This is a genomic window from Thermomonospora sp. CIF 1, assembly GCF_001896795.1.
GTDB lineage: Bacteria > Actinomycetota > Actinomycetes > Streptosporangiales > Streptosporangiaceae > Thermomonospora > Thermomonospora curvata.
Genome location: NZ_MOYN02000025.1, coordinates 97,319 through 119,401, shown reverse-complemented (window position 1 = coordinate 119,401; position 22,083 = coordinate 97,319). Strand labels below are relative to the sequence as shown.

The following is a 22,083-nucleotide window of genomic DNA, read 5'->3' as shown; positions in this document are numbered from 1 at the left end:
CTCCCGGTTAATGTCATAGTGACGAAAAATCCCGAGGAGGGCAGATGATCCCTCGACGCCTGCGCGCGCCCGAACCCGGCTGGAGCGTCGACACCGAGGTGGTGGTGGTCGGCTCCGGCATCGCCGGACTGGTCACCGCCCTGGCCGTCGCCGAGCGCCTGCCGGGGGCGGGCCGGGTGCTGCTGGTCACCAAGGCGCTGCTGGAGGCCGGCTCCACCCGCTGGGCGCAGGGCGGGATCGCCGCCGCCCTCGCCCCCGGCGACAGCCCCGAACAGCACCTGGCCGACACCCTCACCGCCGGGGTGGGACTGTGCGATGAGACCGCCGTCCGCGCCCTGGTCACCGAGGGGCCGGACGCGGTGCGCCGGCTGATCGACCGGGGCGCCTGCTTCGACCGGGAGGACGACGGCACGCTGGCGCTGACCCGCGAGGGCGGCCACCGCCGCCGCCGCATCGCGCACGCCGGCGGAGACGCCACCGGCGCCGAGATCAGCCGCGCCCTGCTGGCCGCCCGCAAACAGGCCGGCATCGAGGCCATCGAGCACGCCCTGGTGCTGGACCTGCTGCGCGATGAGACCGGCCGGGCCGCCGGGGTGACCCTGCACGTCATGGGCGAGGGACGGCGCGACGGCGTCGGCGCCGTCCGCGCCCGGGCGGTGGTGCTGGCCACCGGCGGGCTCGGCCAGGTGTTCTCGGCCACCACCAACCCCGAGGTGTCCACCGGCGACGGGGTGGCGCTGGCGCTGCGCGCCGGCGCCGCCGTCACCGATTTGGAGTTCGTCCAGTTCCACCCGACCGTGCTGTGGCTGGGACCGGACGCCGGCGGGCAGCAGCCGCTGATCTCCGAGGCGGTGCGCGGCGAGGGCGCCCACCTGGTCGACGCCCGCGGCGAGCGGTTCATGCTCGGCCGGCACGAGCTGGCCGAGCTGGCCCCCCGCGACGTGGTCGCCAAGGGCATCATGAGCCGGATGCGCGAGCTTGGAACGTCCCATGTCTTCCTGGACGGCCGGCACCTGGGCGCGGCCACCTGGGAGCGGCGCTTCCCCACCATCCTGGCCACCTGCCGCGACCACGGCATCGACCCGGTCACCGAGCCGATCCCCGTGGTGCCCGCCGCGCACTACGCCAGCGGCGGCGTCCGCACCGACGCCTGGGGCCGCACCTCGGTGCCCGGCCTGTACGCCTGCGGCGAGGTCGCCTGCACCGGCGTGCACGGCGCCAACCGGCTGGCCTCCAACTCCCTGCTGGAGGGCCTGGTGTTCGGCGAGCGCATCGCCGCCGCCATCGCCGGCGACCTGGATGCGGCCCCGCCCGCCGGCCGCATCGGCGGGGCGGACGAGCCCGGCGGGCTGCTGGACCCGCAGGTGCGGGGCCGGGTGCAGCGCGTCATGACCGCCCACGTGGGGGTGCTGCGCAACGCCGAGGGGCTGCGGGCCGCCGAGCGGGAACTGGCCGCCTTGGGGGAGCGGACGAGCCGGGAGCCCTGCCTGGAGGCGTGGGAGGCCACCAACGTGCACACCGTGGCCACCGCGATCACCGCCGCCGCCCGGCGGCGCACCGAGACCCGCGGCAGCCACTGGCGGGAGGACCACCCCGACCGCGACGACGCCGCCTGGCTGGGGCACCTGGTGACCCGGTCGGTCGGCGGGCGGCTGACCACCGAGTACGAGCCGCTGCGCTGAGTTCGGGCCCGCCGAAGACCGCTGTGAGAACGTCCGCTGTGAACGAGGGAGTTGTGCGATGCTGCCGGACCGGCCGGAGCACGAACGGTGGCTGATCCACGCCGGGCTCGACCCGCGGGAGGTGCAGGACCTGGCCCGCAGGGCGCTGGCCGAGGACGGCGAGGTGGACGTCACCAGCGAGCCGATCTTCAGCCCCGAGCAGACCGCCCGGGGCGTCTTCACCGCCCGCCAGGACGGGGTGGTGGCCGGGATCCCCGTCGCCGCCGTCGTCTGCGACCTGCTGGGGCTGACCACCGTCCCGCACGTCCAAGACGGTGAGCGCGTCGGCGCCGGGCAGGCGCTGATGACCGTCTCCGGCTCCACCCGCGGCCTGCTGCGGGCCGAGCGGGTGGCGCTGAACCTGCTCACCCACCTGTCGGGCATCGCCACGCTGACCCGGCGGTGGGTGGACGCGGTGGCCGGCACCGGCGTCAAGATCCGCGACACCCGCAAGACGCTGCCCGGCCTGCGCGCCCTGCAAAAGTACGCGGTGCGCTGCGGCGGCGGCGTCAACCACCGGATGGGCCTGCACGACGCCGCGCTGATCAAGGACAACCACGTGGCCGCCGCCGGCTCGGTGACCAAGGCGTTCCAGGCGGTGCGCGCCATGTACCCGTCCCTGCACATCCAGGTGGAGTGCGACACCCTGGAGCAGGTCGCCGAGGCGCTGGAGGCCGGGGCCCGCTCCATCCTGCTGGACAACATGAGCACCGAGCAGATGCGCGAGGCGGTGCGCCTGGTGGCGGGCCGGGCCGAGCTGGAGGCCAGCGGCGGCCTCACTTTGGACCGGGCCCGAGATGCCGCCGCAACCGGTGTGGACTACCTTGCCGTGGGGGCGCTGACGCATTCGGCGCCCTCCTTCGACATCGGCCTTGACTTTTCCGAACCAGCGGGGACCTGATGCTGCTCACCATCGACGTCGGCAACACCAACACCGTCCTCGGCCTCTTCGAGGGCGACGAGGTGATCGAGCACTGGCGGATCAACACCGACGCGCGGCGCACCGCCGATGAGATCGCGGTGGTCTTCCAGGGCCTGATCAGCCAGAGTCCACTGCTCACCGACACCGACATCAGCGGCATCGCCCTGTGCTCCACGGTGCCGGCGGTCCTGCACGAGATGCGGGAGATGTGCCGCCGCTATTACGGCGACGTGCCCGCGGTGATCGTGGAGCCCGGCGTCAAGACCGGGGTCCCGGTCCGCATGGACAACCCCAAGGAGGTCGGCTCCGACCGGATCGTCAACGCGCTGGCCACCATCCACCTGTACGGCGGGCCGGCCATCGTGGTCGACTTCGGTACCGCCACCACCTTCGATGCGGTCTCGGCCAAGAACGAGTACATCGGCGGCGCCATCGCCCCCGGCATCGAGATCTCCATCGACGCGCTGTCGGAGCGCGGCGCCCAGCTGCACAACGTGGAGCTGGTCCGTCCCCGCCACGTGATCGCCAAGAACACCGTGGAGGCCCTGCAGTCGGGCATCATCTTCGGCTTCGCCGGCCAGGTGGACGGCCTGGTGGACCGGATGGCCGAGGAGCTGGCCGACAACCCCGACGACCTCACCGTGGTCGCCACCGGCGGGCTGGCCCCGCTGGTGCTGGACGAGGCCCGCTGCATCGACGTCTATGAGCCCTGGCTCACCCTGATCGGGCTGCGCCTGATCTACGAGCGCAACATCGGCGGCAGCTGAGCGGGCTACCGGTCCCGCACGGGCGCCGCCGGTGTGCACGGCGCCCGCGCGGGATCGGTAGCCTGACGTTCGTGAGTGACAGCCAGCAGCAGGACTACGAGGACCTCCCGGAGCAGATGCGGGTGCGCCGGGAGAAGCTCGCCCGGCTCAGGGAGAGCGGCATCGACCCCTACCCGGTGAACTTCCCCCGGACGGCCACCCTGGCCGAGGTTCGCGAGCGCTACCCCGATTTGGAACCCGGTACCGAGACCGGCGACAAAGTCGGCGTCGCCGGACGCGTCATGCTGCTGCGCAACACCGGCAAACTGTGCTTTGCCACCATCCGGGACGGCACCGGGCAGATCCAGGTGATGCTGTCGCAGGCCCGGGTGGGCGAGGAGGCGCTGGCCTCCTGGAAGCGGGATGTGGACCTCGGCGACCACATCGGCGTCGAGGGCGAGGTCGTCACCTCCCGGCGCGGCGAGCTGTCGGTCATGGCCGACCGCTACGCGATCACCTCCAAGTGCCTGCGCCCGCTGCCGGAAAAGCACGCCGGGCTGACCGACCCGGAGGCCCGGGTGCGGCTGCGGTACGTGGACCTGATCGTCAATGACGAGGCCCGCCGCATGGCCTACCTGCGCAGCGACACCGTGCGCGCGGTGCGGGACTTCTGGCACGAGGAGGGGTACCTCGAGGTCGAGACCCCGATGCTGCAGCCGATCCACGGCGGCGCGGCGGCGCGTCCGTTCGTCACCCACATCAACGCCTACGACATGGACCTGTACCTGCGGATCGCCATCGAGCTGTACCTGAAGCGGCTGGTGGTCGGCGGGATCGACAAGGTCTTCGAGATCAACCGCAACTTCCGCAACGAGGGTGCCGACTCCACCCACAACCCCGAGTTCACCATGCTCGAGGCCTACGGCACCTACCTGGACTACAACGACATGGCGGTGCTGACCCAGCGGATGTACCAGCGGGCGGTGCAGGCCGCGCTGGGCACCACCGTGGTCGTCCACAAGGGCCAGGAGGTCGATCTGGGGCTGGAGGAGTGGCCGCGGATCACGCTGTACGGCTCGGTGTCGGAGGCGCTCGGCGAGGAGATCACCCCGCACACCCCGCTGGAGCAGGTGCGCAAGCTGGCCGACGCCCGCCAGATCGCCTGGGATCCCAAGTGGGGGCAGGGCCGGCTGGTTCAGGAGCTGTTCGAGGAGCTCGTCGAGCACACCTTGATCCAGCCCACCTTCGTGATGGACTACCCGCTGGAGACCTCGCCGCTGACCCGCCAGCACCGCTCCGAGCCGCTGCTGACCGAAAAGTGGGATCTGATCGGGTTCGGCACCGAGCTGGGCACCGCCTACAGCGAGCTGATCGACCCGATCGAGCAGCGCCGCCGGCTGACCGAGCAGTCGCTGTTGGCAGCCGGGGGCGATCCGGAGGCCATGCAGCTGGATGAGGACTTCCTGCGGGCGCTGGAGTACGGCATGCCGCCCACCGGCGGGGTGGGCGTCGGGATCGACCGGATGATCATGGCGTTCACCGGCAAGGGCATCCGGGAGACGATCTTGTTCCCGCTCGTCAAGCCCAACTGAGGGCCGCCGGTGCCGTCGTCGGCGCGGCCCGCTGAGCGCTTCCCGGGCAGATCTTGACAGCGCCCCGGGAACGTGAAATGTGTCCGAAAACCCCTCGGCGGGCTTGCCGAGATGGGGCTCAAGGGCCGTACAGCGGGCCGTGCCGGCGGCGGCCTGCCGCGCCGGATGAACTCAGAGTCACTATTCGGTCGCGAAAGATGAGCTGTTTGGGACGTCCGAAAAGGTCCCAACTCGAGTGTGTCGAAGTACGCCCTCGATGCGGCCGGGCAAGCCGGATCGAGGGAGGGCGGCTGATGAGAGTTTCGTTGCCGCAGGTCACCGCGTCGGCACCCGGAGCGGTGCGACAGGGGATCACTGACGGCAAGGGAGAGTACTACGTATCGTCACCTTTGCGCGCTTGACGGTCCACTATCGGCCGCCTAGCGTTCCGTGCCGTAGTGCACCATAACGTTTCACGATCATCACTGCCGGATGGTCGGGGACATGAGAAGGGATGGGCGGAAGAGGCTCGATCATGACCCATTCCGGACACGCATGCCCCCCTTCCGGCATCTGCGGCAGTGACGGCAGGGGGATCCGGCGGGTGCCCAACCCGCTGCAAGCCGCCTGCGGCGTCCCCTGGGCCGAACCGCTCCGGATCGAGCCGATCTGGCGCGGACCCTCCACTGAATGGTTACCCAACCACGCCCAGCAGCGCCAGATATCGGGGGCATCGGCCGCATTCGGCCATCAGGACGAGCGCCGCCTGCCCCGGCGCATCGAAGCGGCAAGGAGACCGGACAGGGGGACCGCGAGGAAATCAGCTGCGAGGAAACCAGCAAGGTCTCCGGTGAATCCAATCCATACGCGCGACCCGTCGGCTGTTGTGGGCCGGTCGACAACCCCTCACCCCGCCATCATGCGCGTACTGATCCAGGCCTACCCGTACCTATGCGGCACGCAGCCGCATCCCCGCGGTCATTACCACGGACGAGGGAGGACGGAGTGGAACAGGCCACACTCGCACGTCGTGGCACCGATGAGCCGTGCCTGAGCGAGGAGGAGATCCGGCTGCTGGCACAGATCGCCAGCGGGGTCACCGCCGATGTCGCGGCGCGCAGGCTGGAGCTGAGCGCCCGGACGCTGCGCCGCCGCCTGCGGACGATCTGCGATCGGCTGGATGTGAACACCCCCATCGAGGCCGTCGTCTGGGCGGCCAAGAGGCAGCTGATCTAGCGTCGTCCGCGGCGCCGATCCGGCCGGCACAGTGCCGGAACCCATGCCGGCGGCGGAACCCCTCGCCGAACCGCCGAGGCATCCCCCCGGCATCAGCACACGGCGACATGCCACACCACGGGGGACGTGTCGCCTGTAGCGGCGTGTCACGGACATAGGAGCCTTCCTCGATCCGCGCACCGTCGGCCGCGGCACCGGGCCGCGACGGGGGAGGTTCGACCGACGGGGCCGGGCCTTGCATGGCCTGGCCCCGTTCGCCGTCTTCGGGGAAGCGGTCATGGCGGCAGGCGGGGCGCCCGTCAGGCCACCCGGACCGCACCGGCGTAGGGACGGCCGTCGATGGAGTCGATCTTGACCACGTCACCGGTGCGCGGCGCGTGGATCATCTTGCCGTTGCCGATGTACAGCCCCACGTGGTGCAGGTCGGAGTAGAAGAACACCAGGTCGCCCGGTGCCAGCTGACTGCGGGAGATGCGCGTGCCGGCGTTCCACTGGCTGCCGGTGTAGTGCGGCAGGTTGATGCCGACCTGCTTGTAGGCCCACATCACCAGCCCGGAGCAGTCGAAGGCGTTGGGACCGGCGGCGCCCCACACATACGGCTTGCCCAGCTTGGTCATCGCATGGCGCAGCGCCTGGGCCGCCTTGCCGTCGCCGACCACCGGCAGCTCCACCAGCGCCTCGGGGTCGCGCTTGATGACCTGGCCGCGGATCTTCTCGTAGAGCTCGACGACCTCCTTGCGCTGCCGCTCCAGCTGCGCGCGCAGCGTCTCGACCTGCCGGGCGCGGTCCTCGGCGGACTTGCGGGCGCGCTGGGCGGCCTGCATGGCCTCCATCAGGCCCTGCACCTTGGTGCCGTCCTGGGTGGCGAAGTAGCGCAGCGTGGCGGCCTGGTCCAGCAGCTGCTGGGGGTCCTCGCCGGTGATCATCGCCACCGCGGGGTCCACCCCGCTTTGCATGTAGGTGGTGGCGGCCAGCGTGCTGACCTTCTCCCGGATGGCCTCCAGCGCCTCCTCCTGCCGGGCGGCGTTGGCGGCGGCGACCTTGGCGGCCCGCTTGGCCTGCGCCAGCTGCACCCGCAGGCCGTTGTACTTTTCGGTCAGCTGCTCCAGCCGGTCGGCGAGCCGGTGGGCCTGCTCGGTCAGCTCCTTGGTGGAAGGATCGGGGTCGGCGTGCGCCGGCGCGACGGGCAGCAGCCCCGAGGCGATCAGCATGGCCCCGGCCACCACGGCGGTCCGCACGCGGGCACCCAGGGAACGGCCCCGGGCCGCCGGGCGCATGGCCGCGGCCGGCACCGGATCGAGTTCGGAGCGGGTGAGCTCCACGAGCACAATCTCCTTCCTGGACCGCCTACCGGGTTAGCTGACGGGTTCGGGCTAGGAGCAGCCCTACCGCGACCGGCGCGCCCGGGTGCGCCGGAACGGATTCACCCCGGGGGAACACCCTCCATTGGGTCCGACGGAGCCGGCCGGCTCCTGCCTGCCCAGGGGAACTGTCGGTGGGTCCCCGGCTTCGCCGACCGCTGGCTGCGTCCGGCGAACTCGGCGGTTTCAGCGTCTGCATTCGCTGCGATGCCAGCGTCGCAGACTAACGAAGTCGCCGCGCGCTGCCAACCAGAACGGCGGAATTCACAGGCCTCCGAGAGAGTGATCCACACGACGGCGGCGGTGGGCGGTATGCCCGGCAACGGTGACCGATGGCGCTTGCCGACCGATTACGCTCACCTGATTGTGGAGGTCACGATCAGGCGGGCCCGGACGGCCGACGTCCCCGCGATCCGCCGGCACATCGACACGTACGCGGGCACCGGCAGGACGCTGAGGAAGTCGACCGTGACCCTCTATGAGGACATCCAGGAGTTCTGGGTCGCCGAGGACGCCGAGCTCGGCGTCGTCGGCTGCGGAGCACTGCACGTGATGTGGGAGGATCTGGCCGAGGTCCGCTCGGTCGCGGTGGACCCGCGCTGCAGCGGCCGGGGCATTGGGCACCGGATCGTCAGCAGGCTGCTGGAAACCGCCCGAGAACTCGGCGTGCGACGGGTCTTCTGCCTTACCTTCGAAGTGGAGTTCTTCGCGCGTCATGGCTTCCGCCCGATTCAGGGCACACCGGTGTCGCCTGAGGTGTACGAAGAGCTCTTGCGTTCTTATGACGAAGGCGTGGCCGAGTTCCTCGATCTCGACCGCGTGAAGCCGAACACCTTGGGCAACACCCGGATGCTGCTTCGCCTGGAGGAGTGACCATAGCGATGAGCGACCCGTACCGCGGGCGGCGACACTACAACCCGCACTGGCAGGGCGGCCATCCGCCCGCTCAGTGGCAGCAACAGCCCGCGCCGGGGCAATGGCAGGAACCGACGCCCTATGCCCATGGCGGGTATGGCGGTTATCAGGACTCGGCCGTGGACCTGCCGCAGGCGCCCATTCACCGCAGAGCGCTGGCCCGGTTGATGGACAACGCTCTTGTGGCGGTGTTCGGATTCGCGCTCGTGCTGCCGATCGCCTTCGGCGTGATCGGCCTGGACGCGCCGGGCAGCGATACCCGCACCGAGGGCGGAGTGTGGAACTGGCCGATCATCATCACGCTCTTCGTGGTCCTGGCGATCCTGCCTTTCATCTATGAGGCGGTTCAACTGTCCTTGTGGGGTCACACTCTCGGTAAGCGAGTGCTCGGGATGAGCGTGGTGCGGGCCGATCCGCTCGGCGATCCGATGACGGTGCCGCAGGCGGTCTGGCGGGCGGCCATCAACAACATCGGCTACCAGATCGGCCTGTTCTTCTTCTTGATCCTGATGGTCATGGTCTGGGAGTACGCCGCCTACGGGCTGCTGCTGGCCGCGGTGGGCACGCTGCTGGCCTATCTGTGGGCGATCTGGGACGAGCCGCTCCACCAGGCCGTGCACGACCGCTTCGCCGATACGGTCGTCGTCGATGACCGTATCGTCCATGAGGACGACCATTACGGCTACGACGAATAAACCCATATGCACGACGAGGGACACCAAGAGGGCCGTAAGGAAGAGGGCCTGGAGGAAGGGCCGGCCGAGCCTGCGCAACGGCTGGTCGCCCGGGTGGTGGACACCCTCGTGGTGGGGCTGCCGGTGATGCTGGTGGTCCACTCGCAGGCCCTGGGGCTGTCCAGGCCCACCGCGGATCTGGTCGCCGTGCCGGTCCTGGCGGCCCTGCTGCTGGTCTACGAGTGGCTCCAGCTGGCGCTGTGGGGCCGGACGCTCGGCAAGCGCCTGGTCGGCCTGGAGGTGGTGGCCGAGCGCCCGGGTGCGGGCCTGGGGCACCGCCGGGCGCTGCTGCGCTCGGCGGTGTACGCACTGCCGATCGCCCTTCGGCCGGTGCCGCTGCTGGGGCCGGTGGCCGGGCTGTTTTGGGTGGTGAACGCGGGTCTGGTATTGGAGGAGACGCGACGGCGGGCACTGCACGACCGTTTTGCGGGTACCGTTGTGATACGGCGCGCGCGGCCGCAGACAACGGCGGATGGCGCCCCCGGACGATGAGTACGCCGCGACCGGCACGGCGTGGCGGGCCGGCCCGGATACCGGCCGGCGAAGAGGGCGGGGTGAGCCGATAGGAGCTTTCCTGCCCTATCCGGCTCAGGTGAGTTGATAACCACCGGGGCGGGCCACTACGGATTTCGTGGCCTGAGCGCGCCTTCCGGTCTGCCGGGCCGCGCCGAGAGCCGATGTCACCGGCTCTGACGCTACCGGCGCATTCCGTAGCCTTGACCGGCTTAGCGATGTTACCCAAGGGTTAATCGAAGGAGCCGGAGGGGACCTGGGAGCTCCGTTAAGATGGTACTGGGCACATTTTTCCCGTATCTTTCTCTCTAACCGTGCCTTGTGGAGAGGCAGGGTCGCCGTGCAGGGCGGCTCTCGGTCTTTAGCCGGGATGCTTCGTTTCGCCCGCCGGCCCAAGATCGCCATCGTCCCCGGTGATCGGCCATGGCACAAAACGCCCATGCGAGGGCGGTCTGCCGCGATGGGCGGCCGGACAATTCAACCGCTGCGGGGCGGTCACCCTCCCCGCCCGCCGAGTAAGCCGGGCATAGCGGAATCGCTTCCCCCGATTACGGGGAGTTACCGCCCCTAGCCGGAAACTCCGTCGCGCCGCGTTGAATTGTCATCCGCAAGCCCTTCGGTATATCTTCAGAAACCGAATGTAGTTTGCTCCGGCGGAAAGGTCTGTCCCCATGGCACAGAAGGTTCAGGTGCTTCTCGTCGACGACCTCGACGGTGGCGAGGCGGACGAGACCGTGTCGTTCGCGCTCGATGTGGAGCACGCCCGGAAGGCGGGCACCACTCGTCGCCGTCGCTCCCGCGGTGCCTCCAGCCGCGAGCGCAGCGCGGACATCCGCGCTTGGGCCAAGGCGCGCGGCATCAAGGTCAATGAGCGCGGCCGGATTCCGGCGAGCGTCGTGGAACAGTACGAGGCGGCTCACTGATTGCGTCATCTGGCAACGGCCCGTCCGCCATCACCGGCGGACGGGCCGTTCGCTTGCGGCGAAGCGCCGCGGCGCCGCCGGCGGCCCGCCGGGTGCCCGCCGCGCCCGCCTGCTCGGCTCGAACCCCCTGCGGCTAGGGGAAACGCGCAGGTCAAGGCGGGTTTGAGAATCTTGTTGCCGTCCTTTGATGATCTCCTGACCACGATAGTGCCGTCGTTCGCTTGGGGCGTAGCGGGAACATGCCGCGCCCACGTGGTAGTTGGATGGGGATGAACAGCGCTTAGCTGGGGAACGTCTCCTGGTGGGAGTGCACCGGGTGGCCTCCTCGGGGCGGGCTAGCATGCGGAAGGACGGGTCCGGACATATCGGGCTTGATCCAACCGCTCTGTGAGGAGCGACGAGATGTTCGAGAGGTTCACCGACCGCGCGCGGCGGGTCGTCGTCCTGGCCCAAGAAGAGGCCCGGATGCTCAACCACAACTACATCGGCACCGAGCACATCCTCCTTGGGCTGATCCACGAGGGGGAGGGCGTCGCCGCCAAGGCACTGGAGAGCCTGGGGATCAGCCTTGAGGCGGTGCGGCAGCAGGTCGAGGAGATCATCGGCCAGGGGCAGCAGGCTCCTTCTGGGCACATTCCGTTCACTCCGCGGGCCAAGAAGGTGCTGGAGCTGTCGCTGCGCGAGGCGCTGCAGCTCGGCCACAACTACATCGGCACCGAGCACATCCTTCTCGGCCTGATCCGCGAGGGCGAGGGCGTGGCCGCCCAGGTGCTGGTCAAGTTGGGGGCGGACCTGAACCGGGTGCGCCAGCAGGTGATCCAGCTGCTGCACGGTTACACCCAGGGCAAGGAGCCCGCATCGACCGGGCCCTCGGAGTCGACCCCGTCCACCTCGCTGGTGTTGGACCAGTTCGGCCGCAACCTGACCCAGGCCGCCCGCGAGGGCAAGCTCGACCCGGTCATCGGCCGGGAGAAGGAAATCGAGCGGGTCATGCAGGTGCTGTCGCGGCGGACCAAGAACAACCCGGTGCTGGTCGGCGAGCCCGGCGTGGGCAAGACCGCGGTGGTCGAGGGTCTGGCGCAGAAGATCGTCAAGGGCGAGGTGCCCGAGACCCTCAAGGACAAGCAGCTGTACACCCTCGACCTGGGGGCGCTGGTCGCCGGGTCCCGCTACCGCGGTGACTTCGAAGAGCGGCTGAAGAAGGTCCTCAAGGAGATCCGCACCCGCGGCGACATCATCCTGTTCATCGACGAGCTGCACACCCTGGTGGGCGCCGGCGCCGCCGAGGGCGCCATCGACGCCGCCAGCATCCTCAAGCCGATGCTGGCCCGCGGCGAGCTGCAGACCATCGGCGCCACCACGCTGGATGAGTACCGCAAGCACCTGGAGAAGGACGCCGCGCTGGAGCGCCGCTTCCAGCCCATCCAGGTGGCCGAGCCGTCGCTGAGCCACACCATCGAGATCCTCAAGGGGCTGCGCGACCGGTACGAGGCGCACCACCGCGTCTCCATCACCGACGGCGCGCTGGTGGCGGCCGCCCAGCTGGCCGACCGCTACATCTCCGACCGGTTCCTGCCCGACAAGGCCATCGACCTGATCGACGAGGCCGGTTCCCGCATGCGCATCCGCCGCATGACCGCCCCGCCGGACCTGCGCGAGTACGACGAGAAGATCGCCCAGGTGCGCCGGGAGAAGGAATCGGCGATCGACGAGCAGGACTTCGAGAAGGCCGCCGCGCTGCGCGACAAGGAAAAGCAATTGCTGGCGGCCAAGGCGCAGCGGGAGAAGGAATGGAAGGCCGGCGACATGGACGTGGTCGCCGAGGTGACCGAGGAACTGATCGCCGAGGTCCTGGCCACGGCCACCGGCATTCCGGTCTTCAAGCTGACCGAGGAGGAGACCTCCCGGCTGCTGCGCATGGAGGAGGAACTGCACAAGAGGGTCATCGGGCAGGAAGACGCCATCAAGGCCCTCTCGCAGTCCATCCGGCGCACCCGGGCGGGCCTGAAGGACCCCAAGCGCCCCGGCGGCTCGTTCATCTTCGCCGGCCCCTCGGGCGTCGGTAAGACCGAGCTGTCGAAGACTTTGGCGGAGTTCCTCTTCGGCGACGAGGACGCGCTGATCCAGCTCGACATGAGCGAGTTCATGGAGAAGCACACCGTCTCGCGCCTGTTCGGTTCTCCGCCGGGATATGTCGGCTATGAGGAGGGCGGCCAGCTCACCGAGAAGGTGCGCCGCAAGCCCTTCTCCGTGGTGCTGTTCGACGAGATCGAAAAGGCGCACCCGGACATCTTCAACAGCCTGCTGCAGATTCTGGAGGACGGCCGGCTGACCGATGCCCAGGGCCGGACGGTGGACTTCAAGAACACCATCATCATCATGACCACCAACCTGGGCACCCGGGACATCTCCAAGGGCCAGTCGCTGGGCTTCGCCCGTCCCGACGACCACGTCGGCGACTACGAGCGGATGAAGGCCAAGGTCCAAGAGGAGCTCAAGCAGCACTTCCGGCCCGAGTTCCTCAACCGGGTGGACGACATCGTGGTCTTCCACCAGCTGACCCCCAAGGAGATCATCCAGATCGTGGATCTGATGATCGCCCGGGTGGACGAGCGGCTGCGCGACCGGGACATGGGCATCGAGCTCAAGCAGGAGGCCAAGCAGCTGCTGGCCGAGCGCGGCTACGACCCGGTGCTGGGCGCCCGTCCGCTGCGCCGCACCATCCAGCGCGAGATCGAAGACAGCCTGTCGGAGAAGATCCTCTACGGCGAGCTGAAGCCCGGTCAGATCGTGCTGGTGGGCGTGGAGGGCTCCGGCGAGTCGGCCAAGTTCACCTTCACCGGCATGCCCAAGCCGTCCACCGTTCCCGACACCCCGCCGCCGGTGGAGGGCGCGGTCAACTTCAACAAGGATTGACGGTCTGCAGACCGGCCACAAAGGGCCCGCACCGCCTTCGGTGCGGGCCCTTTGCCGTCGCCGGGCCGGCGCCGACCGGCCCGACACCCCCGGCCGAGACGCGCTTGCGCCGGTCATGATCAACCAGCCGGGGCGCCGCGCCGCAGGTGAAAAGCGGCGTGGCGCAGCTGGGCACCTTCCCCGGTGGCGCGGACTGGTGATCCGCGTGAGACCCAAGGGGAGGAAGATGAAGAAGACACGCATGCCCTGGAGCGTGGCCTGCCTGGCGGCCGCGAGCGGGGTCGCCCTGGCGCTGATTCCCGGAGCGGCGGCCCGGGCGCAGGCGCCGGCCCTCGAGGTGATCGCCGAAGGACTCAACAACCCGCGCGGCGTCACACTGCTGCAGGACGGCACCATCTTGGTGGCCGAGGCCGGGACGGGCGGCAAGGACATGTGCGTCGGCACCGGCGCAGGCCGGCGGTGCCTGGGCCGCAGCGGTGCGATCTACCAGATCAGGGGTCACCGCCAGGGCCGGGTGGTGCAGGGCCTGCCGTCGGTCGGCGACGGTGCGGGCCGGGAGGTCGTCGGGCCGGTCGATGTGACGGTCTCAGACGGGGAGTACGTGGTGCTCAGCGGCGCCGGGATGGACGTCCGGGAGCGCGCCCGCTACGGCCCGCACGCCCGGCCGCTGGGCACCGTGTACCGGGTGCCGGCGGACGGGCGCGACGTCCGGGTCATCGCCGACCTGGTGGCCTACGAGAGCCGGCCGGACCGGATGCGCACGCGCGACGGCGCGGTCTCCCAGACCGCGCACTCCAACCCGTGGCGGCTGGTGCCGGCGAGCGAGGGCTGGCTGGTGACCGACGCGGGCACCGACGACCTGCTCGGGGTGCGTGCGGACGGCACCATCACCACCGAGGCGGTTTTCGGGCACGATGCGACCGCCGCCACCGCCGGCCGGTCCGCCCGCGCCGACGCCGTCACCGAGCTGGCGGCCCACCTGGTGCCCGTCGGCACGGCCGGTGCGCAGCCTGTCGCAAAGAGCGGGAGGGCCAAGGGCAAGAAGGGGAGCAAGGCCGGGCGGGCCGCCGAGGCCACCGCGGTGCAGTCGCTGCCCACCGGCATCGTGCGCGGCCCGGACGGCGCCTACTACGTCGGCGAGCTGGCGGGCATGGTGCCCGGGGCGGCCCGGGTCTGGCGGTACGTGCCGGGGCAGCGGCCGCAGGTGATCGCCTCCGGCCTGACCGCGATCAGCGACATGGCGCTGGACGGGAACGGCGACCTGGTGGTGCTCAGCATGAGCGGCGGCTACGGCGCCGGCGGCAAGCCGACCGCCGGGTCGCTCCACCGGATCGACCTGCAGACGCTGACCAGAACGGAGATCCCCACCGGCGGCCGCCTGACGATGCCGACCGGCATGGCGATCGGCCAGGACGGCGCCATCTACATCTCCAACAAGGGCACCGGAAACGGGGCCGGGCAACTGGTGCGCGTGAGGTCCTGACCGTACCGGGGGCGTTGAACGCATGGCGGCCTCCGGACGGGTTCCGGAGGGCCGCCATGCGTGCGTCCGAGCATGCGGGGGAGTGGGAAATTCGGTCGTGATGTGGGGTTCTGGGCCACCCTCGCCCCTTAATGGACGAAGATCGGATGGTGACGATCCTCAAGCAGGCCCGGCGCCGAACGGGTCCGGTGACCCCCGCCGCGACCGTGCCCGCGGCGGGTTTCACCCTGGGCGATGTGGACACCGTTGTGTGGGACCATACGGCGGCCCGCCGCGGGCGGAGCGGCCGGCCCGCCCTCGCCGAGGCGGAACCCGTGACGTTCCACGCCGGCAATACCATCAAGCGAGGCGGATGACATGCGCTTCAGGCACCGCGACGGCACTCTCGTGCACGTGGCGTACTGCACCAACGTTCACCCTGCCGAGGACCTGGACGGGGTGATCGCCCAGTTCACCCGGTACGCCCGCCCCATCCGCGACCGGCTGGGCGTGGACCGGATGGGGGTGGGGCTGTGGCTGTCCCGCCCCGTGGCCGACACGCTGACCGCCGACCCCGGCGAGCTGCTGCGGCTGCGCCGCGCCGTCGAGAAGGCCGGGCTGGAGGTCATCACCCTCAACGGCTCCCTCTACCAGGGGTTCCAGTCCGAAAACGTCAAGTACGACGCCTACCATCCGGACTGGACCCAGCCCGAGCGCATGCGCTACACCCTCGACCTGGCCCGGATCCTCACCCGGCTGCTGCCGGAGGATGTGCGCTGGGGCAGCATCTCCACCCTGCCGCTGGCCTGGCGGGAGCCCTGGTCGCGAGCCCAAGACGAGCTGGCCCGGCGGCGGCAGGACCGGCTGGACCGGGAGATGACCGCGCTGGCCTCGGCCACCGGCCGGACGATCCGGGTGGGCTTTGAGCCCGAGCCGGGCTGCCTGGTGGACTCGGCCGCCCGGGCCGCCGAGCGCCTGCTGGGCGGCCGGCGTTTCCTGGGGGTGTGCCTGGACGCCTGCCACCTGGCATTGGGCTTTGAGGAGCCGGCCGAGGCCCTGCGGCGGCTGTCGGAGGCCGGCCTGCCGGTGGTGAAGTTCCAGGCGTCCTGCGCCCTGCAGGTCGATCGGCCCGCCGAACCGGCCGCCCGGCGGGCGCTGGCGGCCTTCGCCGAGCCGCGCTTTCTGCACCAGACCAGGGAGCGGGGCGTCGCGGACGGCGTCGATGACCTGGACGCGGCGCTGGAGGGGGAGCTTCCCGGCGACCAGGAGTGGCGGGTGCACTTCCACGTCCCGCGCAACGCCGTCCTTCCCCAGGAGCTGGGCACCACCCGAGCGGTGCTGGCCGAGGCGCTGGAGGCCCTGTTCGGCGGGGAGCGGGCGCTGACCGATCACGTGGAGGTGGAGACCTACAACTGGGACGTGCTGCCCGGGCACCGGCTGACCAAGGAGTCCCTCATCGAGGGCATCGCCGCCGAGCTGGCCTGGACCCGCGAGCAGCTGGTCCGGCTGGGGCTCAAAGAGGAGAGCTGACCGGCGGGCGCCGGCGGTCAGGAGGGGAGCGCGTAGCGGCCGTCCTCCAGCGGGTCGACCAGCCCGTCGGCGATCAGGCCGTCCAGGGCGCGCTCGCGCTGGATCGGGTCGGACCAGACCACATCCAGCGCGGCCTTCTCCACCGGGCCGTCGGCCTCGCGCAGCACGGCCAGCAGGCGGCCCCGGCACTGCCGGTCGGTGCCGGCATAGGCCTGGCCGCGCCGGGGCGGGCCGTCGTAGGCCGGGCGTCCGGCGCGCTGCCAGGCGCACTCGGCCAGCACCGGGCAGTCCACGCAGCGGGGGTTGCGGGCGGTGCACACCAGCGCGCCCAGTTCCATGATCGCCACCGACCAGCGGGCGGCGGTGGGCGCGTCGTGCGGCAGCAGGGACTCGGCCAGCGCGACCTCGGCGGCCGTCTGTGACCTGGGCGGGTACTCCACCCCGCTGATCAGGCGGGCCAGCACGCGGCGCACGTTGGTGTCCAGCACGGCGTGGCGCTGCCGGTAGGCGAAGCTGGCCACCGCCGCGGCGGTGTAGGCGCCGATGCCGGGCAGCTCCCGCAGCGCCTCGTAGGAGGAGGGGACCTGCCCGCCGTGCCGTTCGGTGATGGCCACCGCGCAGGCGTGCAGGCGCAGCGCCCGGCGCGGGTAGCCCAGCCGGCCCCAGGCGCGGACGGCCTCACCGGAGGGCTCGGCGGCCAGCGCGGCGGGGGTGGGCCAGCGCTCCATCCACCGCCGCCAGATGGGCAGGACGCGGGCCACCGGGGTCTGCTGCAGCATGACCTCGCTGACCAGGATGCCCCAGGGGGTGGCGTCCGGAGCGCGCCAGGGCAGGTCGCGGGCGTGCTCGGCGTACCAGCCCAGGATCGGCTCGGTGTAGCGGACGGCGTTCGGCACGGCTGTGGTCATGACAGCTCGCCATCCTGCCACGGAGCCGCCATGCGGCGGCCATGGCCCGGCCATGGCTCTGCCACGGCGCGTCGCCACGGCCGTCCAGTGCCCTAAAACCATACTGTCCGCATGTATCCAACTACCGAAAGTGATGACAATGCGGTGTACTGGCGTCGCCGGGCGGTGGTGCTCGGCGGGATGCTGGCGGTGGTGGGGCTGCTGGCGTGGGCGTGCGGCGGGGACGGCGAGCGGGCCGACATGGTGGGGGCGATGGCCACTCCCTCGCCTTCGCTGGGGGGAATCACCGCGGGAATCCCGCCGATTCCCACGCATACGCCGACGCCCGGGCCCACCGCGACCGGGTCCGCCAAGGCCGCCCGGTCCGGTGGGGCCCGCCAGAGGGGTGTCTGCGCGCCCCGCGACGTGGTGGTGACCTTGTCGATGGACGGGGAGGTCTACCCGGCCGGTCGCAAGCCCCGCTTCCACCTGTCGGTGGTCAACACCGGCCGCCGCACCTGCGCCTTCGACGTGGGGCCGGCGGCGCTGCGGCTGCAGATCACCTCCGGGCGGGACCGGATCTGGTCGTCGGCGCACTGCGCCGGGAGCGACGGGACGTCCCGGCAGCGGCTGCGCCGGGGCGTGCCGTACCTGCGGACGATCGTGTGGGACCGCCGGCGCTCGGCGGAAGGCTGCCCGCGCGAGCGCGCGGCGGCGCGGCCGGGCACCTATGTGGCCAAGGTGAAGGGCAAGGGCGTCATCCGGGACGGCACGCAGGTGTTCCGGCTTCGCTGACCCCCGCCCGCCGTGCCCGTTCCAGGCCCGCCACGAACCGGCTCAGCAGGCGGGCGAACTCGGCGCGTTCGGCGTCGTTCCAGTCCTCCATCGCCGCGGCGAACACCCGCCGCCGGAAGCGGTGCACCCGCTCGGTCAGCTCCCGGCCCTTGGCGGTGCGCTCCAGCAGGGTCCGCCGGCCGTCGGCCTGGTCGGCCACGCGCCGCACCAGGCCCGCCTCGACGGCGGCGGCGACCAGCCTGCTGGCCCGGGGCTGGTCGACCCCCAGCGCCGCGGCCGCCGCGCCGACCGTGACCGGCTCGCCGTCCGCCTCGGCGGCCTCGATGACGTCCAGCACGTCGAAGACTGCGCCGCTCACCGGGTCGGCCCCGCTCAGCGCGGCCAGCGACCGCCGCCGCTGGGAGCGCCGGATGGCGACCATGGCCCGCTCGATGGCGGCCAGTTCCGGGTTGCCGGCCATACCCCTCCAATGCATAATCAAATACAACTAGATGTAATTTTACATGTATTGGACGGGGCAATGCCGAACGGGACGGACAAGCCGATCGGGTACTGGGTGCGGTCCCTGGACGGGCTGCTGGAGACCCTGCTGGACCGGGACCTGGCCGACATGGGCGTCGGCCGCCGGCACTGGCAGCTGCTGAACACCCTCCAGGCCGGGCCGCTGGAGGAGGGCGCCCTCGCCGAGCGGCTGCGGCCGTTCTGGAGGGAAGGCGCGATCACCCTGGCCGAGGTCATCGGCGACCTGACCGAGCGCGGCTGGCTGGAACCGGACGGCGCCGGCCGTCACCGCCTCACGGCGGGCGGCAGGGCCGCGCACGCCCGCCTGGCCGAGCGCATCGCGGCCACCCGGCGGCACCTCGCCGAGGGCGTCACCGCCGAGGAGTACGCCGTCACCGTGGACGTGCTGCGCCGGATGACGGCCAACGCCCGGGCGCGGCTTTGAACGCCGCCGATCGCGGCCGAGACGTTCCCTTCCGGGATGCGCCGTGGCGGCGGGCCTTATCTCCGCCGCGCCGTTTCCGCGAGCCGGGACGGGTGCAGATCGCCCGGTTGAACCTCGCCGGGCGCGGCCTTTTCGGGACTTCGCCGCCGGCGGATGGCGATCTCAACCGCGCATGATCGCTGCAACGCCAGAGCCGAGGCGTGGGAAAACAAAAGACAACCCCGAAAAGCGGAGAAAAATCATGCACGGCGTCCCGCAGCGGGCGCCGGGGATCAAACGTAGCGTTCCAGAATGGAGGACTCGGCCAGGCGGGACAGCCCCTCCCGGACGCTGCGGGCGCGGGATTCGCCGACCCCGTTGACCGATTGCAGGTCGTCGATGCTGGCGGCCAGCAGTTTCTGCAGCCCGCCGAAGTGCTCCACCAGACCCTCCACGACCACGCCCGGCAGCCGCGGCACTTTGGCCAGCAGGCGGTAGCCCTTGGGGCTGACCGGGATGTCCAGGGCGTCCGGGCCGGAGTAGCCCATCACCTCGGCGACCGTGGTCAGGTCCAGCAGCTCGGTGGCGCTCAGCGCGTCCAGGGCCTGCAGTACCTCGGTGAAGTCGCGGGCGGACTCTCCTTGGGGCAGGTAGTCGCGCACGATCAGCTCACGGTCGGTGTCCACCCCGGAGACCAGCTCGTCCAGCTGCAGCGACAGCAGCCGGCCGTCGGTGCCCAGCTCCACCACATAGCCTTCGATCTCGTCGGCGATGCGGCGGACCATCTCCAGCCGCTGCACCACGGCGGTGACGTCCCGGACGGTGACCAGGTCCTCGATCTCCAGCGCCGACAGGGTGCCGGAGACCTCATCCAGGCGGAGCTTGTAGCGCTCCAGCGTGGCCAGCGCCTGGTTGGCCTTGGACAGGATGGCCGCCGAGTCCTCCAGCACGTAGCGGTGCCCGTCCAGGTAGAGGGCGATGATCCGCATCGACTGGCTGACCGAGATCACCGGGTGGCCGCTCTGCTTGGCCACCCGCTCGGCGGTGCGGTGCCGGGTGCCGGACTCCTCGGTGGGGATGGTCGGGTCGGGCACCAGGTGCACGGCCGCCCGCACGATGCGCGAATGGTCGTTGTCCAGCACGATCGCGCCGTCCATCTTGGCCAGCTCGCGCAGCCGGGTGGCGGAGAACTCCACGTCGAGCTCAAAGCCCCCCGAGCACAGCTTTTCCACGACCGGGTCATAACCCAAGACGATCAGGCCGCCGGTGTTCCCCCGCAAAATCCGCTCCAGCCCGTCGCGAAGAGCCGTGCCCGGCGCGACCGCGGCCAGCGTGGCGCGGCGCCTTTCGTCGTGCCCCTTGTCGTGTGTGACTCCCACTGGACCCCCGCAGGTCGCTGGACGGCGATTAGTTTACCGAGCCGCCTCGGCGGGCGGCTCGTCCTCAACGCCGCGGCAAACGTTGTGTGGATTATTGCGCACAGCTGACGCGGTGCTGACTCTGATGGTCAGGGAGCGGTGAAGGCGACCTGAAGCGCCTGGTTCAGGTTATCGACCTCCATGACCCGCATGCCCTCGTAACTGACCGCCTGGAGTTCGGCGCGGCGCAGCGGGGAGGCCTCGCCCAGCTCCAGCGAGCCCTTGGGGACGACGGCGGATTTGAAGCCCAGCCGGCCGGCCTCGGCCAGCCGCCGCGGCACGCCGGGCACCGCCCGCACCTCCCCGGCCAGGCCGACCTCCCCCAGCGCGATGACGTTGGGCGACAGGGGCTGCTCCACGGTGGAGCCGGCCACCGCCAGCGCCACCGCCAGGTCCACCGAGGTCTCCGCCAACCGCACCCCGCCGACCGTGGAGACGTACACGTCCTGGTCGTGCATGGCGATCTGGCAGCGCCGCGACAGCACCGCCAGCACCATCGCCACCCGCGAGGCGTCCAGCCCGCTGGTGGCGCGGCGCGGGGCCGGCAGGAACGACTTGGCCACCAGCGCCTGCACCTCGGCCACCAGCGGGCGGCGGCCCTCCAGCGTGACGGTCACGCAGGTGCCGGGCACCGGCTCCTCCCGGCGGGTCAAAAACAGCCCGCTGGGGTCGGCCAGCCCCACGATGCCGACCTCTGACAGGTCGAAGCAGCCCAGCTCGTCGGTGGGGCCGTAGCGGTTCTTGACCGCGCGGATCATGCGCAGCCGGCTGTGCCGGTCGCCCTCGAAGTACAGCACCACATCGACCAGGTGCTCCAGCAGCCGGGGACCGGCGATCGCCCCGTCCTTGGTGACGTGGCCGACCAGCACGGTGGTGATGGAACGCTCCTTGGCCACCCGGATCAAGTTGGCGGTGACCTCGCGGATCTGGGTGACGCCGCCGGGTGCGCCCTCCACCTCGGCGGCGCCGATGGTCTGGATGGAGTCCACCACCAGCAGCTTGGGCTCCACCTCCTCCACGTGCCCCAGCACGGCCGACAGCTCGGTCTCGGCGGCCAGGTACAGCCCGTCGGTGACCGCGCCCACCCGGTCGGCGCGCAGCCGCACCTGCTCGGCCGACTCCTCGCCGGTCACATACAGCACCGGGGTGCGCGCGGCGGCCAGCGCGGCGACCTCCAGCAGCAGGGTGGACTTGCCGATGCCGGGCTCGCCGGCCAGCAGCAGCACCGCCCCGGGCACCATGCCGCCGCCCAGCACCCGGTCCAGCTCATCCAGCCCGGTCGGCTGCATCTGCGCCGACTGCACGTCCACCTCGCCGATCGGGCGGGCGGGGGCGCTGACCGGGCCGGCGGTGATCACCCGCGGCGGCGCGGCGGCGCCCGCCTCGCTCACGGTGCCCCAGGCCTGGCATTCGCCGCAGCGCCCGACCCACTTGGAGGTCTGCCAGCCGCACTCGGTGCAGCGGTAGGCCGGTTTGCCGGTCTTCGCCTTCGCCATAACCCGAAACAG

Annotated in this window: 20 protein-coding genes and 1 riboswitch; of the genes, 15 read left to right on the top strand and 5 right to left on the bottom strand. The window is 71.0% G+C overall.

Features of this window, described 5'->3' with window-relative positions; all coding sequences use genetic code 11:
• The first annotated feature begins 44 nt into the window (after positions 1 to 44).
• The 5 genes from BUE48_RS22365 (at position 45) to BUE48_RS22345 (ending at position 6,196) form a co-directional block, all read left to right on the top strand.
• Positions 45 to 1,682 carry an L-aspartate oxidase gene (locus tag BUE48_RS22365; RefSeq protein WP_286990945.1) on the top strand — a complete coding sequence of 546 codons (1,638 nt, stop codon included), beginning with the start codon at positions 45 to 47 and terminating at the stop codon, positions 1,680 to 1,682.
• A gap of 58 nt (positions 1,683 to 1,740) precedes the next feature.
• Positions 1,741 to 2,622 carry a carboxylating nicotinate-nucleotide diphosphorylase gene (nadC, locus tag BUE48_RS22360; protein WP_012854794.1) on the top strand — a complete coding sequence of 294 codons (882 nt, stop codon included), beginning with the start codon at positions 1,741 to 1,743 and terminating at the stop codon, positions 2,620 to 2,622.
• Positions 2,622 to 3,410 (top strand): type III pantothenate kinase, encoded by a 789-nt coding sequence (locus tag BUE48_RS22355; protein ID WP_286990943.1) that lies wholly within the window; start codon positions 2,622 to 2,624, stop codon positions 3,408 to 3,410. Before nadC ends, BUE48_RS22355 begins: the two co-directional genes overlap by 1 nt.
• 71 nt (positions 3,411 to 3,481) lie before the next feature.
• Complete coding sequence (lysX, locus tag BUE48_RS22350) at positions 3,482 to 4,981, top strand: bifunctional lysylphosphatidylglycerol synthetase/lysine--tRNA ligase LysX (RefSeq protein WP_012854792.1); 1,500 nt, start codon at positions 3,482 to 3,484, stop codon at positions 4,979 to 4,981.
• Between the two features lie 930 nt (positions 4,982 to 5,911).
• Entirely contained in the window at positions 5,912 to 6,196 is a 285-nt protein-coding gene (locus tag BUE48_RS22345) for a LuxR C-terminal-related transcriptional regulator (protein WP_342610157.1), read from the top strand.
• A 299-nt stretch (positions 6,197 to 6,495) separates the two neighbouring features.
• Here BUE48_RS22345 and BUE48_RS22340 read toward each other — a convergent pair whose 3' ends face one another.
• Positions 6,496 to 7,518 (bottom strand): NlpC/P60 family protein, encoded by a 1,023-nt coding sequence (locus BUE48_RS22340; protein WP_012854790.1) that lies wholly within the window; start codon positions 7,516 to 7,518, stop codon positions 6,496 to 6,498.
• Between the two features lie 7 nt (positions 7,519 to 7,525).
• A riboswitch (cyclic di-AMP (ydaO/yuaA leader) is annotated at positions 7,526 to 7,750 on the bottom strand.
• 119 nt (positions 7,751 to 7,869) lie between these two features.
• Here BUE48_RS22340 and BUE48_RS22335 point away from each other — a divergent pair.
• From BUE48_RS22335 to eboE, 8 genes are all read left to right on the top strand, one after another.
• Positions 7,870 to 8,430, top strand: coding sequence for an amino-acid N-acetyltransferase (locus BUE48_RS22335; RefSeq protein WP_012854789.1), 561 nt, complete (start codon positions 7,870 to 7,872; stop codon positions 8,428 to 8,430).
• Between the two features lie 8 nt (positions 8,431 to 8,438).
• A complete protein-coding gene (locus BUE48_RS22330) occupies positions 8,439 to 9,167 on the top strand; it encodes an RDD family protein (protein WP_012854788.1) in 729 nt (242 codons plus the stop codon).
• Between the two features lie 6 nt (positions 9,168 to 9,173).
• The gene (locus tag BUE48_RS22325; protein WP_286990939.1) at positions 9,174 to 9,698 is read left to right on the top strand and encodes an RDD family protein; all 525 of its coding nucleotides are present in this window, start codon (positions 9,174 to 9,176) and stop codon (positions 9,696 to 9,698) included.
• Between the two features lie 692 nt (positions 9,699 to 10,390).
• A complete protein-coding gene (locus BUE48_RS22320) occupies positions 10,391 to 10,642 on the top strand; it encodes a histone-like nucleoid-structuring protein Lsr2 (RefSeq protein WP_286990937.1) in 252 nt (83 codons plus the stop codon).
• Between the two features lie 402 nt (positions 10,643 to 11,044).
• The gene (locus BUE48_RS22315) at positions 11,045 to 13,558 is read left to right on the top strand and encodes an ATP-dependent Clp protease ATP-binding subunit (protein WP_012854785.1); all 2,514 of its coding nucleotides are present in this window, start codon (positions 11,045 to 11,047) and stop codon (positions 13,556 to 13,558) included.
• Positions 13,559 to 13,784: 226 nt separating this feature from the next.
• A complete protein-coding gene (locus tag BUE48_RS22310) occupies positions 13,785 to 15,041 on the top strand; it encodes a ScyD/ScyE family protein (protein ID WP_286990935.1) in 1,257 nt (418 codons plus the stop codon).
• A 146-nt stretch (positions 15,042 to 15,187) separates the two neighbouring features.
• Positions 15,188 to 15,397 (top strand): hypothetical protein, encoded by a 210-nt coding sequence (locus tag BUE48_RS22305; RefSeq protein WP_012854783.1) that lies wholly within the window; start codon positions 15,188 to 15,190, stop codon positions 15,395 to 15,397.
• 1 nt (position 15,398) lies between these two features.
• Positions 15,399 to 16,550 (top strand): metabolite traffic protein EboE, encoded by a 1,152-nt coding sequence (gene eboE, locus BUE48_RS22300; RefSeq protein WP_286990933.1) that lies wholly within the window; start codon positions 15,399 to 15,401, stop codon positions 16,548 to 16,550.
• A 17-nt stretch (positions 16,551 to 16,567) separates the two neighbouring features.
• Here the strand turns inward: eboE and BUE48_RS22295 are convergent, their stop codons facing one another.
• Positions 16,568 to 17,458, bottom strand: coding sequence for an HhH-GPD family protein (locus BUE48_RS22295; protein WP_286990931.1), 891 nt, complete (start codon positions 17,456 to 17,458; stop codon positions 16,568 to 16,570).
• Positions 17,459 to 17,602: 144 nt separating this feature from the next.
• Between BUE48_RS22295 and BUE48_RS22290 the strand changes: the two genes are divergently transcribed.
• Positions 17,603 to 18,232, top strand: a complete 630-nt coding sequence (locus tag BUE48_RS22290; protein WP_052305587.1) for a hypothetical protein — start codon at positions 17,603 to 17,605, stop codon at positions 18,230 to 18,232.
• On the opposite strand, the gene BUE48_RS22285 is transcribed toward BUE48_RS22290, so the two are convergent.
• On the bottom strand, positions 18,195 to 18,692 hold the full coding sequence (locus tag BUE48_RS22285) for a MarR family winged helix-turn-helix transcriptional regulator (protein WP_012854779.1): 498 nt from the start codon (positions 18,690 to 18,692) through the stop codon (positions 18,195 to 18,197). The two genes, BUE48_RS22290 and BUE48_RS22285, sit on opposite strands and share 38 nt — an antisense overlap.
• Before the next feature lie 60 nt (positions 18,693 to 18,752).
• Between BUE48_RS22285 and BUE48_RS22280 the strand changes: the two genes are divergently transcribed.
• Positions 18,753 to 19,178, top strand: coding sequence for a MarR family winged helix-turn-helix transcriptional regulator (locus BUE48_RS22280; RefSeq protein WP_012854778.1), 426 nt, complete (start codon positions 18,753 to 18,755; stop codon positions 19,176 to 19,178).
• 272 nt (positions 19,179 to 19,450) lie between these two features.
• Here the strand turns inward: BUE48_RS22280 and disA are convergent, their stop codons facing one another.
• Both disA and radA read right to left on the bottom strand, forming a co-directional pair.
• Complete coding sequence (gene disA, locus BUE48_RS22275) at positions 19,451 to 20,536, bottom strand: DNA integrity scanning diadenylate cyclase DisA (protein ID WP_012854777.1); 1,086 nt, start codon at positions 20,534 to 20,536, stop codon at positions 19,451 to 19,453.
• 128 nt (positions 20,537 to 20,664) lie between these two features.
• Positions 20,665 to 22,071 carry a DNA repair protein RadA gene (radA, locus tag BUE48_RS22270; protein WP_286990926.1) on the bottom strand — a complete coding sequence of 469 codons (1,407 nt, stop codon included), beginning with the start codon at positions 22,069 to 22,071 and terminating at the stop codon, positions 20,665 to 20,667.
• Between the last annotated feature and the right edge of the window lie 12 nt (positions 22,072 to 22,083).

Coding starts and splice junctions, on each gene's coding strand:
- BUE48_RS22365 (WP_286990945.1), top strand. CDS start 45: ATGATCCCTCGACGCCTGCGCGCGCCCGAACCCGGCTGGAGCGTCGAC.
- nadC (WP_012854794.1), top strand. CDS start 1,741: ATGCTGCCGGACCGGCCGGAGCACGAACGGTGGCTGATCCACGCCGGG.
- BUE48_RS22355 (WP_286990943.1), top strand. CDS start 2,622: ATGCTGCTCACCATCGACGTCGGCAACACCAACACCGTCCTCGGCCTC.
- BUE48_RS22345 (WP_342610157.1), top strand. CDS start 5,912: ATGCGGCACGCAGCCGCATCCCCGCGGTCATTACCACGGACGAGGGAG.
- BUE48_RS22335 (WP_012854789.1), top strand. CDS start 7,870: ATGCCCGGCAACGGTGACCGATGGCGCTTGCCGACCGATTACGCTCAC.
- BUE48_RS22330 (WP_012854788.1), top strand. CDS start 8,439: ATGAGCGACCCGTACCGCGGGCGGCGACACTACAACCCGCACTGGCAG.
- BUE48_RS22325 (WP_286990939.1), top strand. CDS start 9,174: ATGCACGACGAGGGACACCAAGAGGGCCGTAAGGAAGAGGGCCTGGAG.
- BUE48_RS22320 (WP_286990937.1), top strand. CDS start 10,391: ATGGCACAGAAGGTTCAGGTGCTTCTCGTCGACGACCTCGACGGTGGC.
- BUE48_RS22315 (WP_012854785.1), top strand. CDS start 11,045: ATGTTCGAGAGGTTCACCGACCGCGCGCGGCGGGTCGTCGTCCTGGCC.
- BUE48_RS22310 (WP_286990935.1), top strand. CDS start 13,785: ATGAAGAAGACACGCATGCCCTGGAGCGTGGCCTGCCTGGCGGCCGCG.
- BUE48_RS22305 (WP_012854783.1), top strand. CDS start 15,188: ATGGTGACGATCCTCAAGCAGGCCCGGCGCCGAACGGGTCCGGTGACC.
- eboE (WP_286990933.1), top strand. CDS start 15,399: ATGCGCTTCAGGCACCGCGACGGCACTCTCGTGCACGTGGCGTACTGC.
- BUE48_RS22295 (WP_286990931.1), bottom strand. CDS start 17,458: ATGACCACAGCCGTGCCGAACGCCGTCCGCTACACCGAGCCGATCCTG.
- BUE48_RS22285 (WP_012854779.1), bottom strand. CDS start 18,692: ATGGCCGGCAACCCGGAACTGGCCGCCATCGAGCGGGCCATGGTCGCC.
- BUE48_RS22280 (WP_012854778.1), top strand. CDS start 18,753: ATGCCGAACGGGACGGACAAGCCGATCGGGTACTGGGTGCGGTCCCTG.
- radA (WP_286990926.1), bottom strand. CDS start 22,071: ATGGCGAAGGCGAAGACCGGCAAACCGGCCTACCGCTGCACCGAGTGC.